Source organism: Desulfosporosinus nitroreducens (assembly GCF_023897015.1).
In the GTDB taxonomy this organism is placed as follows: Bacteria; Bacillota; Desulfitobacteriia; order Desulfitobacteriales; family Desulfitobacteriaceae; genus Desulfosporosinus; species Desulfosporosinus nitroreducens.
Window position 1 is genome coordinate 76161 of record NZ_JAMHFY010000005.1, and the last position, 12444, is coordinate 88604.

The 12444-nt window shown below is 44.0% G+C and carries 10 protein-coding genes and 1 pseudogene; 1 reads left to right on the forward strand and 10 read right to left on the reverse strand.

Annotated elements, in window-relative coordinates; genetic code table 11:
- Positions 1-181: 181 nt before the first annotated feature.
- On the reverse strand, positions 182-2920 hold the full coding sequence (locus M8E35_RS07425; RefSeq protein ID WP_252468206.1) for a calcium-transporting P-type ATPase, PMR1-type: 2739 nt from the start codon (positions 2918-2920) through the stop codon (positions 182-184).
- 300 nt (positions 2921-3220) lie between these two features.
- On the opposite strand from M8E35_RS07425, the gene M8E35_RS07430 reads away from it, so the two are divergent.
- The gene (locus M8E35_RS07430; RefSeq protein ID WP_252468207.1) at positions 3221-5050 is read left to right on the forward strand and encodes an Rqc2 family fibronectin-binding protein; all 1830 of its coding nucleotides are present in this window, start codon (positions 3221-3223) and stop codon (positions 5048-5050) included.
- 203 nt (positions 5051-5253) lie between these two features.
- On the opposite strand, the gene M8E35_RS07435 is transcribed toward M8E35_RS07430, so the two are convergent.
- The 9 genes and pseudogenes from M8E35_RS07435 to M8E35_RS07475 form a co-directional block, all read right to left on the reverse strand.
- Positions 5254-6132: a pentapeptide repeat-containing protein gene (locus tag M8E35_RS07435; RefSeq protein WP_252468208.1), complete on the reverse strand. Its 879-nt coding sequence runs from the start codon at positions 6130-6132 to the stop codon at positions 5254-5256.
- A 65-nt stretch (positions 6133-6197) separates the two neighbouring features.
- Positions 6198-6587 carry an iron chaperone gene (locus tag M8E35_RS07440; RefSeq protein WP_252468209.1) on the reverse strand — a complete coding sequence of 130 codons (390 nt, stop codon included), beginning with the start codon at positions 6585-6587 and terminating at the stop codon, positions 6198-6200.
- 155 nt (positions 6588-6742) lie between these two features.
- Positions 6743-7519 (reverse strand): transposase, encoded by a 777-nt coding sequence (locus tag M8E35_RS07445; protein ID WP_252468210.1) that lies wholly within the window; start codon positions 7517-7519, stop codon positions 6743-6745.
- Between the two features lie 177 nt (positions 7520-7696).
- Positions 7697-8383 carry a DUF1287 domain-containing protein gene (locus tag M8E35_RS07450; RefSeq protein ID WP_252468211.1) on the reverse strand — a complete coding sequence of 229 codons (687 nt, stop codon included), beginning with the start codon at positions 8381-8383 and terminating at the stop codon, positions 7697-7699.
- A 111-nt stretch (positions 8384-8494) separates the two neighbouring features.
- Positions 8495-9991: an alkaline phosphatase family protein gene (locus M8E35_RS07455; RefSeq protein ID WP_252468212.1), complete on the reverse strand. Its 1497-nt coding sequence runs from the start codon at positions 9989-9991 to the stop codon at positions 8495-8497.
- Between the two features lie 272 nt (positions 9992-10263).
- Positions 10264-10821, reverse strand: a complete 558-nt coding sequence (locus M8E35_RS07460) for a 4Fe-4S binding protein (RefSeq protein WP_252468213.1) — start codon at positions 10819-10821, stop codon at positions 10264-10266.
- Positions 10821-10907, reverse strand: a pseudogene (locus tag M8E35_RS07465) (hypothetical protein); the annotation flags it as partial. The gene M8E35_RS07460 and the pseudogene M8E35_RS07465, both read right to left, overlap by 1 nt.
- Positions 10907-11491 (reverse strand): DUF362 domain-containing protein, encoded by a 585-nt coding sequence (locus tag M8E35_RS07470; RefSeq protein ID WP_252468215.1) that lies wholly within the window; start codon positions 11489-11491, stop codon positions 10907-10909. The gene M8E35_RS07470 and the pseudogene M8E35_RS07465, both read right to left, overlap by 1 nt.
- A 219-nt stretch (positions 11492-11710) precedes the next feature.
- Entirely contained in the window at positions 11711-12391 is a 681-nt protein-coding gene (locus M8E35_RS07475; RefSeq protein WP_252468217.1) for a TorD/DmsD family molecular chaperone, read from the reverse strand.
- Positions 12392-12444 lie beyond the last annotated feature (53 nt).

Sequence of the window (12444 nt, forward strand, 5' to 3'; positions counted from 1 at the left end):
ATGTAATATCCCCTTTAAAAGAATACTACGCAAGCTGAAGTGGGTCAACCAATTGAACCAAGTATACACGAAGGGCGAAGCTATACATTATTCTCTATTGAACTGCTGCTTCGCAACGGTGATCGACTAACAGCCACTAAATTACGTTCGAATATCGAGCCTCGAACTACGAACCACGCATTTATCCCTTAGCTATGACCGTCTTTCCTTGCCAACTGTTTTTCAAAAGCCGTGCAAAGCCGATCAAAACGGACGGTCCACCTGCTACACACAGAATAAGGACCCATTGCCACCCCACTAAGGGTGCAGTCTTAAAGATCGCTTGCAGCGGGGTCACATATATCACACAAAGTTGCATGATAGTTGAGACAAGTACTGCTCCCACAAGATAGAGATTTGTGAAGATTCCCACTTCAAAGATACCCCGTTCTTCAGATCGGCAATCAAAGACATGAAATAATTGGGAAAACACCAGAGTCGAAAAGGCCATTGTTCGGGCACCTAACATATTGACCCCCATAAAGAGCGCAGCTACGAAGACAAGAAGTGTACCAAGTCCAATAAATGTCCCTCTTACTGCAATCTTTGAAGCTAATCCCCGTGCAAAAATGCTCTCACCCGGTTTCCTCGGCGGCCGATTCATAATGCCAGGTTCAGCACCATCCACCCCTAACGCCATAGCAGGCAATCCGTCTGTGACTAGATTAACCCATAAGATCTGAATAGGAAGCAACGGGAGAGGTAAGCCCACAAGCGTTGCCAAAAACATTGTCAAGACTTCTCCAAGGTTACAAGAAAGTAAGTAACGAATAAACTTCCGAATGTTGTCGTAAATTCCCCGGCCCTCTTCCACGGCAGCCACGATCGTTGCGAAGTTATCATCTCCCAAGACCATTGATGAAGCTTCCTTGGTTACATCCGTCCCTGTTTTTCCCATGGAAACCCCAATATCCGCTTCTTTGACCGCCGGTGCATCATTAACCCCATCCCCTGTCATAGCGACTACTTGACCTCGCTTCTTATAGGCACGTACAATTCGAAGCTTATCCTTCGGTGTCACTCGAGCAAACACTGAAATATCCATGATCCGCTCGCTTAATTCCTGATCAGACGTTCGCTCAAGTTCTATTCCTGATATAACCCCGCCGCCAGCTCCACGCAAAATCCCTAACTCATGAGCGACGGCTTCTGCGGTTAAACGATGATCCCCCGTGATCATGACCGGTTTAATTCCGGCCTGCCGACAAACTCTAATCGCTTTCACAGCACTGGCTCGCGGTGGATCAATCATTCCCAACAGTCCGACAAACGTCAATCCTTGTTCCACATTCTCATCGAGCGGTTCCGAATCTGCCAACGGTTTTTCGGCAACCGCCAGGACTCTAAGAGCATGCCTTGCCATTTCATCATTGGCCCGCATGATACTTTTCTTACGTTCATTAGACAGTTCTACAACTCCTTGCCGGGTCATCTCTTGCTGGCAAAGTCGCATCACCATGTCCGGGGCCCCTTTGACATAAGCCTTGCGCCCTTGTTTGGTCTCATATACAACACTCATACGTTTTCTGTCCGAATCAAAGGGCAACTCGCCAATTCGCTTTTGCTTTCGTTCCAGAACTTCACGCCATATCCCCGCCTTAGCCGCAGCCACCAAAATTGCTCCCTCTGTCGGATCTCCCTCAATACCCCAAGGAGCATCCTTACCTTTAGACCGAAAGAGTCCGGCAACTTGAACCCCTTTCTTGGTCAAGGTTGAATTATTGCAAAGTGCAGCAATCTTTAACGCTGCATTAAGTGGATCACGTTCTTTTTCTGGATCCGCGCCCTGGAACTCCCCTTTGGGGTCGTACCCTTCTCCTGAAACTGAAATCCTTCGTCCATCGGAATAGATTTGGCGTACGGTCATTTCATTCTGAGTTAATGTTCCCGTCTTATCGGAACAGATTACCGTCGCACAACCCAAGGTTTCTACAGCGGGAAGTTTCCGTATGATTGCTTGCCGTTTAACCATGCGTTGTACCCCAACTGCCAATGCGACCGTGACAATAGCTGGCAGGCCTTCTGGAATAGCAGCCACTGCTAAGGAGACGCCGGTGAAGAACATCTTATAGAAATCTTCACCTCTCAAAATCCCGGTAACCACTACAGCAGCACAGACCAGAAAACTGATCAGCACCAACCATTTGCCCAGCTCTGCCAAACGTTTTTGCAAAGGAGTTTCTTCGTCTTCCACACTCTGGATCATTCCGGCTATGACGCCCATCTCCGTATCCATTCCCGTTGCTACAACAACGCCAGCGCCTCGGCCATTGACGATTGCCGTCCCCATATACCCCATATTTTGGCGATCTGCCATGGGTGTAAATTTATCCTGAAGAGGGGAAATACTTTTAGTCACAGGATGAGATTCTCCGGTCAAAGCAGACTCTTCTACTTGCATATTGACTGCCTGAATCCAACGAACATCTGCCGGAATACGATCTCCCGTATCCAGAAGGACAATGTCTCCCGGCACAACATCTGAAGCCGGAATCCTTTGTTCCATGCCTTCCCGCAGCACTCGCGCTTCAGGAGCAGTAAGGGAACGGAGGGATTCCATGGAACGTTCAGCACGAAACTCCTGAACGAAACCTAAAACAGCATTGATTATGAGAATCGCTAAGATCGTGATAGCATCCGCGATCTCGCCTAAAAGCCCAGAGACTACTGTGGCCGCTAGTAAGACTAACACCATAAAGTCTTTGAATTGTCCAAGGAACAAAAATACCGGGTGAGTCCCCTTTTTTACCGCCAGTACATTATTTCCAAACTCCTGTAACCGACGCCGAACCTCTTTAACATTTAACCCCTTTGTCGGATGTACCTCCAACGCCTTGGCCACGTCAAGCCAAGGCAACACATGCCACGCCTGTTGCCGCATGCCCTTTTTCCTCCTTTTGCTTAATAAACCGTTATAAAGGAAACCTTCTTCTGCAGGAGTATAAAACTTCATCTGAAGCCTCAGCATTGCAGAGCTCATCGGTGACTATATTTCCTCATTGATATTCGTATTTGCACCTCATTTTTTGAACTTTGAACTTCAATTTAAGGATTAGTCAACAGATAAGAGGCTTTGTCCCTTTTATAGTACATGCTTATTCCTAAAAGTATGGAAAAATGCCTCAGCAAAACAAGTGTGTTATACTAAAAAGTGACTCAATGTTGAAAGGATGTAATCAGGATGGCGTTAGATGGTGTAACCCTCGCCTATTTAGTTAAAGAGCTTGCTCCACTGCTGATCGGAGCACGTATTGATAAAATTTTTCAACCAGAAAAGGAAGAAGTCCATTTCCAATTACGACAGCAGGGATCCGGGCGACTCCTGCTTAGTGCAAGTGCCACATCCCCCCGCTTCCATCTCACACAGGAAAACAAAAAAAACCCAACCTCCCCGCCTATGTTTTGCATGATTTTGCGCAAGCACCTCGAAGGCGGTAAACTCGTTAGTCTTCAACAAAGTGAGCTAGAACGTGTCGTCACTTTTGAGTTCCAAAATTACAATGACCGCGGGGATTTAGTCTCATTGCATCTTCACTTAGAAATTATGGGAAAACACAGCAATCTTATCTTGGTTGACCCCTCAACAAATACCATTCTCGATGGTCTAAAAAGGTATTCACACGCCCTCAGCCACTATCGAGAAGTATTGCCCGGCCGACCATATCTGACTCCTCCCTCTCAAGGTAAACAACCTCCGCTAGAAGACGAAGAACTTTGGCGACAAACCCTATATGAGGAAGCGATAGATCGACCCATAACCGGCATACTCCTCGCACGTTTTGCAGGGATCAGCCCGGAATTGGCACGGGAAATCGTCATCCAAGCCGGATTGAACACTGAAACCCTTCTCCAGCAGTGCGGGGATATTGATCTTTCAAGGCTTTTCCAAGCTTATCGAAGGCTATCCAATCCAGAGGGTTTTCCCGAGACTCAGCCTTGCTTGTATTACAACTCGGCACCCCGACCCCAACTTGTCGCTTTTAGTTTTGTCCCTTTCCAGCAATACCATGAGTTAAGAATCGAACGGTTTCCATCTTTGAATGATGCGATCCAGAGCTTTTATCAATCTAAATCCGGCAATAACTCCCTTGAATCTAAAAGGGGTTCTTTGCGAAAGATTGTCCAGGAACAGTACACCCACACCAGCAAGAAGCTTAAAATATACAATGAAGCAGAATCTAATGCGCAAAACGGTTTAGCTTATCAAAGATGGGGCGAACTCCTTACCGCAAACCTCTACCGAATTCCGTCCGGAACGAGCGAGGCCATCCTAGAAGACTACTATGATCCCTCAGCCCCTTCCGCAGTCATTCCTCTTAATCCACATATAAGTGCTATTGACAACGCTCAACGCTATTACAAACTCTATAACAAAGCTAAAGCGACTTTGCTTAAAACAAAAGAGCTCAAAGAAAACACGCTCGAGGAGATTAACTACCTCGAGACCTTGCGGTACAATCTAGATCAAGCTTCCTCTCTTAAAGAGCTTGGTGAAATTCATGTCGAACTTGCGGGACAAGGATATGTTGCTGGTAAACAGCTAAAAAAGGAAGTCCCCGCTAAAAAAGGCCGCACAAAATTGAATTCCAAGGCCAAAGCAAAATCCCCCAAGGAATCTCCTCAGCCCCGAGTTTATCGTTCCAGCCAAGACCGTGTCATTTTTGTCGGAAAAAACAACGCTCAAAATGATTGGTTATCGTTACGCAAAGGAAAACCAAACGATCTTTGGCTACACACCAAAGTGATCCCTGGTTCACACGTTCTGATTCCCCTCGAGGAAGGAGAAGAGTTCCCAGACGATGCTACCCTCGAAGAGGCAGCTGCCCTAGCAATCTATTACAGCCAAGCGCGCGGTTCATCTCAAGTCGCTGTCGATTATACTCATGTCAAACAGCTTAAGAAGCCTAACTCTGCAAAACCCGGAATGGTAGTTTACGACCAGAACTGGACTTTATACCTCACGCCAAAACAAGAGATCTTGGAGCGGTTGCTGGACAGTGAAGAGTTTTAGATTTAGATCATAAAGAGATACAACGAGCAGAAATCAGCACTGATTTCTGCTCGTTGTATCTTCGTAGTATTTTCGTGGATTTCCGACTCTTATCTGCCTTTTGTGTTGTCAACCATTAAATTGTGAGATAGAGCTTATGGCCTATTAAGCTATAGCGCATATTAGTGAGAAATCCTTGCTTAGGTGCATTTATTATGAATGCTTCATACATATGGATGTTCCCAGTGCTCTGGGCGATCGAGTGACAAGGGTATCTTTGTGCTAGCATCACCCTTCGCTACGTTGAGTTGAGCTTGCGTTAGAAAGATACTCTTGGTGAAGTCAGCTCCTCTGAGATCAGCATCTCGGAAATCAGCCCCGATTAAATCAGTTCCACTCAAGTCTGTTCCACTAAGGTTTGCCGTAATAAGGCAGGCTCCTCTCAAGTTGGCTCCTCTAAGGTCCATTTTTCTAAGATCAGCACCAATAAGACAAGCTCCTCGACCGAAGGTCTTCCGGCGTTGCGAATGTACCTTCTGCCCACGACGAGCTTCGGTTCGCACAAGTTCACTGGTCTTTAAGAGCAGAGTATTAACTTCAGCTCGATGTGCTGCCACGTCCAGTTCTTCGAGAGAATCCGGACTGAGGTGAGTGAGGCATTCCGTCTTAGCGAGCATTAAACTGAGCGCGCCATGAATAGGACGAGCTGGTTGTAATGTTAGCGTTTCCGTTAGATACCAAAGTAACTCATGGAGTTGCCGCATGATTAAGAACACCTTGAACATTTGATTCGCAGATTCCGGGACTTTCCGCCAGTCGTGTCCACCAAAGCTGACTTGGGAAACCTTTTGACCAGCTCCAAAGCAGTCAAATGCAGTGCACCCTTTAAGGCCTAGTTCTCTGAGATTTTTGTGAATGTTGCAACGAAAGTCTGGTTGCAGGTTAAGGCAAGCTTGACCTGCCTCTTTGTTGTTTGGGAAGCCTTCCGAAGCAGAAAAGTACAAAGCCACACAGCACAAACCGAAACAGGTTTCGCAGTCAGCTCGCAAATTCTGGCGATTCTTTTCTGGGAAGGATACTGAATACTCGTGATTCTCGGACAACTATTCTTGCCTCCTCAACTTATTTTGTACGGATTTTAATTTCATAGAATCATCTCAATTCTCAATTATTTCGTCTTTTTCAATTTGCTCTCTGCTCGTTTTATATTCTCGATGACTCTAAATTTAACTATCTCGCTAATTAATTGATAAGGCAGTGGCTTTTCTATCGGAAATTGTATTGACCCTTTTGAGAGTTTGTATTCCGATAATTCTTCTTTAAACGCCTCAATTCCACTAGGAGCTGGATAAAATCCTATATGATTTTTATAAGCAGCAAAATGTACTAAGTTTCCTTGTAAGAAAAAAGTAGGCATTTGATAACTTATCTTTTCTTTTGCATCTGGTGCAGAGTCTTGGATAACTTTCCTTAGGATTTTAAGAATTTCCTGAATCTCGGGAGGAAATTTCAAAATATAATCGTCAATGGATTCATAAGCTGTTTTTTTCGCTTCCATAATTTCTCCTTTTCATAAAGCTTCTTGGATATCGCATCTTTTAAGAAACAATTTTCTCCGGAAAATATACCTCGGGACACGTTGGACAAGGGGGGACAAGCGGGGGACAAGGGGGGACAAGGGGACAGGTTCATTGTCCCTCGGCCTCTCTCCTCTTACGCTCTGTCAATAACACTCCTCGATATTCCTGTGATTCTCGCTAATTGTCTTGTAGAAACACCTGAAATACTAATCAATTCTCTTAGGACATTATCCCGTTGCTTTTTTTGAAGTCTATGTAATTCCATAAACGAAGAAAATCCCAAGTTATTCAAAAAAACCTTTACGTCTTCATCAGTCAAGTTCTTTCTTTCCGAATAGTCCAAACATTGATCATCGTTTCCTTCATTTGTAAAGATACGAAAAAGTTCTTTCGCTTCTACACGATTATCCGATAATAAATCCAAAGCAAAATTAATATCTGAAACCCTAGGTGTTTCCAGATAATCTTGATAACTGCTCCACCTAAATTGTTTAATATCGTTTATGATTCCTGCCTTTATGGGATTTTGATGAATATATCTTAAAACTGTAAGAAAATATGCATCCGTCTCTACTACTTCACTCCTAAAACGTTCCTGAAATAAATGTCCACAGCGTTCGTATTTCTGATTATACCAATATACATAGCTACTACTAATCCTTTTAATTGCGTTTGATATAGGTTCATTTGTCTCTCTAAGCAGTAAGTGAATGTGGTTATTCATTAGGCAATAACCATAAACGATGTAATTACTGACTAATTTATAATGCTCAATTGTATCGATAAATCTCTGGCGATCTTCGTTATCTTCAAATAGATTTTGTTTATTAATACCTCTAAGCATTATATGGTAAACACCAGTATCGCTTTTCTTCCTTGCGGGAGCCTTGGCATTAACACACTCCCCCATTTAATAACTCATCTCGCCTAAAGTTTTAGTGAGGATGATCCCCCTCTCCCTCGGCCTTTCCGCTTTGGTTGCTTTGGTTTTCTTAGGTTAGTCTGGGAACACCTAACCTGTCCCGCGCTTGTCCCGCTTGTCCCGCTTGTCCCGGTTCCAGCACCCCCGATTTCGTTGCTGTCAAGTCTAGAACCTCGGAAAGCGAAAATGCCCTGTCATCTGAGAAGGCCAGCTCTGCAGTTGATCGGATTCCTTGGGTGTGGGGCCAGAATTATGGAGTATATACGGGACACCATCGGGTCTGCGTTTATCAGATACGATGGCGATATGTTCATGGGGCGGACCGTAGGTCACAATGTCCCCTGCTTGCCAAAGCGTTAGATTCTCTACATCCTCTGGCTTGACCTCGAGAGTTAATTCCTGGGCATTTCTCCGAAAAAAGACTATGAGATTAGGTACTCTTCGAAAGTCAATGTTCGGATCTGCCCTCCCCTCTATGCGAGAATACTTACCAAAATTGGCCCGAATATCTTGATCCACTAAACCCTTCAGGTCATAGCCCGCATCTCGAAATGCTCGCCATACGACATCCGTACAGACGCCTTCACTTTCTGGCGGATAGCCCTTCTGATAATAGGCACTGCGATACTGCGGTTGTCTCTCTACCTCGGCTTTTGCACCAGCCACAATGTCTTCCAGGTCGTTTAAACCATCGTCATCCTTGTCAATTGGACAAGTAATGACAGGAACTTTAATAGAGGGCAAAAAAGGAATTGAACTTTTAAAATGAGGTGTTTTCCCTAAAAATAAGACCCCATTCACGACACCGCCAATCACCAAAATTAGCGGTACCCAATAATACCATTTCTTCAAAATCTCTCCTCCTGTCAGAAAACTTGGCAAACACCAAACCCTTGACCGCTGGCCATAAGTAGAACTGGCTTTCGAGATCAGAAAGCCGCCAAGGATTGCACGACGTTGTAACTATATCTTGGATCCTAATCCAAAATGATTAAGAATCATAGGGTACAGATCAATAATTCTCGCGTGGTCAAATTCAACCGGCATGCCTGCAATGATCATCGGCACCGTCGAATCTTCTTCCTCTAGTGACCCATGGCTCCCTCCTCCCGGGTGAATAGGTGCCCCGAGGGCAAAATATTCATACCCCAAGACCGCTGAAACGGCAATTCGGCTTCCACCTCGCGCCTCAAGGGCTGATATTAAACGATTAAAAGCATCCGGAAACTTACCGAATTCAATAATTTGTTCGCTTAATACTCGAGCATCAACCACTGATAAGTCCCCTTCATAGGACCAGGTTTGACCATAAACATCTCGAAAAGGACCCCTGCGAGAAAAGAAAAGTTGTTTTTCAGTCCCACCTTGAACAACGCAAAACTTATTTTCAGAGACTTTCCAGCTAATTTGAGCGTTGCGCGGATCTTTTGCCAAGATACCCACTACCTCTGGCAAAAGATCATCTTTTCTCTGCAGAATGTAAATAAAAGCCATCCGCTCATTTGGACAAATGGCAATCTCATGCCTATTATCTTCTCCGCTTGCTTCTTCCGTAGCTTTTAATCGCTTAAACGACTTTAAGGCACTATCTAAATCGATCAGGTACTCTTTTCCTAAGCCAACAGTTGACTGGGCATGGTCTCCCGTGACAATAATTACGTTTTCCTCTAATGCTTTTTCCCAAGTACCGAACTCATCTAGGACTGATGCCACTTGTTGGTCTGCATACTCAATGGAAAACCCCGAGCGCAAAGGGCCATGTTGGTGTGAATATTTATCATTATCCGGAAAGTATACAATCATGAAATCAGGTTGTTGTCGTTCTCGGACAAGTTGTGCCGCAATTTTACCGGAAAAGGTATCATTAAAACCAAAGCGATGAAAGGGCCCTCTCGGATATGCCCCTGCCCTTCCTGAGAAAGGGGGATGGATAAGCTGACCTAAAGTTAAGTGCGAGGGACCTGAAACATCTTCCCGATTGAGACGAAACCCCGTCCCTAAAGCTAATGTAAATGGAACTTTCGCTAGGTATGTGTGTCTAGCTCGATGCATAAAAAAATTAACATTCCCCGTACTGTAACCGCCTGCTTCCAGTTCTTCATACAAGGTTGGGGTTTTAGTATTCAGGTGATCTTCATTGAGATTAAGTAATAAGTTGCGGAGAACTTTCTCTAAACCAATCTTCAGGATGCTTTGCCAAGTAGCTCCGTAATCCACGATCTTTCTTATCTCCTCATTGTACCAGATAAACCCAGGAACTCCATGCTGATTAGGCCAAGTTCCTGTGATCATGGAACTCGTAGCAACTGGAGTCATCGTTGGAAAGGAGGAGATAACTCTATCTATGCAGGTGCCGTGTTTAACCAAAAAACGAAACGCAGGAGCATTTCCTTCCGAAAGGATCCTTCCCAAAACAGAAGGATGAAGGGAGTCTACCACAAATAAGATTACCTTTTTCATGATCGACTCCCTTCATCAATTTTGAATAAACATTTTAATACAGAAAGATTACACCTATATCTTAGGCGTCTCTTGCATTCATGGGACCGCAAACTGAGCTATCAGGCTGTGAAAGAGGTTTCTCGAGGGATTTAGTAAAATTTAGCTATTCGCTTAAAATTAGTATATCAAATTTATTGTTTACTTGTCACGAATTTAGATATATATATCGGATGTATAGGCTATAATCTTGATTTTCTAAGTAGATAACTAATTAATAGCGAGGTGCTCTCTTAAAACAATTCCGTATTTTGAAGCAATGCTCCAAAAATCAACATATATATTGCGTAGATTACACAAGCAACCAGCTTATCAGAAGAGCTTAAAGGGGATGCCTTAGCTACCTCCTTTTTGCAGCCTGTGCAATTACCTTCGCACCCGGATATTTTTATAAGAAAAGCTGTTCTCTCCCCAGAGTCTTCTGGGACTGACTTATTACGCAATAACTTCTTGCTTTTCCTTTTACAAAGTGCTAAGAAATCCAAGAACGCTCCGATCGGACAAAAACACCTGCACCAAAACCGTAAAATAAACATAGAGAGCAACAGAATTAAGCCCATAATAATCCATTGAGCGGTATTCCCATCCCCATCGAAAAATACCGAAAAGGGTTCATAGCTGGCAACTCCTGGATTATTAAATAGAGCGCCAACATTGCGGCTAACCATAGGAATAGCCAGCGACCCCTTCGGGCTGTAGACATTAGTTTGGGATTTGGTTGATAACTGACCAAATTCAAGGCTTTGTAAGTTCCTTCCTGAACAGCCCCAAACGGGCAAAACCAAGAACAATAGAAGTTTTTTCCCCAGAGCAACGTAATGACTAATATGCCAATTACCAATGCATACCAAATTGGGCGCTCAAAAAAGGAGGGCATTAGCCCGAGGAAACCGCTTGAAGCTTTTTCTTCTTCTGACTTTTTTCTGCGGTATAGATATAAGAAAAATGAGGGGTATGACCTGAAGCGATCAACCATTCCATTGTGGTTTCTACCGCTAGCTTCATTCTATCTACACAATCTTTCATCGGACATACATGACATTCATCTAAACGCAGTTCTAGGGATGTCAGCAGGCCCAGCTCATACCAAGTCCCTTTAGAAATACTGCTAAGGCATGTCGGAATCTGCACTGCCCCTTTCTCTTTTTCTACTTTGCTAAGGAAAGGTGTTTGATGATACCCACAGAAAAATTGTGTTATTCCTGCTCGCTGTTCTTTCACCTCAGTCATAATGGTTGTTTCATCCCATTGCTGTGATCCTAAAACCTGAGTGGGACAATCTGAGAAACACAGGCCGCAACCCAAACACTTTTCCTTATCTAAGTAGATCTGATGATTATACAGAATTAAGGCTTGCCCCGGACAATGGGAAACACAATGGCTGCATTCTACACCATTGTGTTGTTGGTTCAAACACCTATTTGTCTCAACTTGCACATATGAACCTTTAGTAAAAAGCATACTCCCACTCCTTTTCCTTTACTCTGAGAATTAGTCATTATCTTATCCGATGACTAGCCGCCACTACAATAGTATTTGGTGGATTCTATTACCTCACCGCAAGATACTATGATATCTTTATTGGTTAGGAAAACTCCATCTTAAGCACGAAAGTATCCAGCGGATGCTTTTGCCGAACCGCAACTAGACAAACATCTTTAGTGGTGGGGATGAGAAGCGCTAAGTCCCTAAATGGCCTAAACCCGTCTTTGCCAATTTTGCCAAAGCTTGATAAGAAGTGCTCGTCGACTCGGTCTGCAGACCGTTGAAAAATTCTACGCACCACTTTTTCAGATGCATCTCTTCGAATTGCTGGATCTGCTGTGCTATTTTTTCCAATTCCTCATTGTTCTGCTCTTGCAAGGCCTGGCCCTTCTTACCATATAAATACATCATGAATTCCAATTCTGTTGCCATATGGTCAGCCGGTTCAGCAGATTGTCTGACTAAACTGACCCCTGCCTCTCGATAACAGCGCTCCACATTAAGGGCCGTCGGGCTTATAAACAGCATAGCTCCCTGGTTATCTTCCGGATGAAGAAAAAGGGTCTCGTAGATATTTAAAGCGGGCTGCTTGGGGTCATCGAAAAGCCGGGTATATTCTCGACGCATCTCAATCAAGAGCGGGGTTGCATCCACTTTGCTTCCTTTCAATCTATCCAAGGCTTCACTAACCAACGATAAATCTCCTTGGCTACAGGAAAGCTCCTCTAGAATGTTGATCCCGTCCTGTCTGTAACTGCCATCTAGCAACGCTTCTGCAAGTTCTATGGTAGGAAGACGTAAGGAAAGAGATAATAATTGAAAGAAATCTGATGTTGCAAAGGCTTCTTTCAATTTTTGTTCTTGGATAGTATTCATTGCTTCTCCTTTTCATTAACTGTTAATGTATTTAAGTTTTAATAAAATTCCTA

Bases quoted from the DNA above. Each gene is read 5' to 3' on its own strand.
- M8E35_RS07425 (WP_252468206.1), bottom strand. From the start codon at position 2,920: ATGCGGCAACAGGCGTGGCATGTGTTGCCTTGGCTTGACGTGGCCAAG.
- M8E35_RS07430 (WP_252468207.1), top strand. From the start codon at position 3,221: ATGGCGTTAGATGGTGTAACCCTCGCCTATTTAGTTAAAGAGCTTGCT.
- M8E35_RS07440 (WP_252468209.1), bottom strand. From the start codon at position 6,587: ATGGAAGCGAAAAAAACAGCTTATGAATCCATTGACGATTATATTTTG.
- M8E35_RS07445 (WP_252468210.1), bottom strand. From the start codon at position 7,519: ATGGGGGAGTGTGTTAATGCCAAGGCTCCCGCAAGGAAGAAAAGCGAT.
- M8E35_RS07455 (WP_252468212.1), bottom strand. From the start codon at position 9,991: ATGAAAAAGGTAATCTTATTTGTGGTAGACTCCCTTCATCCTTCTGTT.
- M8E35_RS07470 (WP_252468215.1), bottom strand. From the start codon at position 11,491: ATGCTTTTTACTAAAGGTTCATATGTGCAAGTTGAGACAAATAGGTGT.
- M8E35_RS07475 (WP_252468217.1), bottom strand. From the start codon at position 12,391: ATGAATACTATCCAAGAACAAAAATTGAAAGAAGCCTTTGCAACATCA.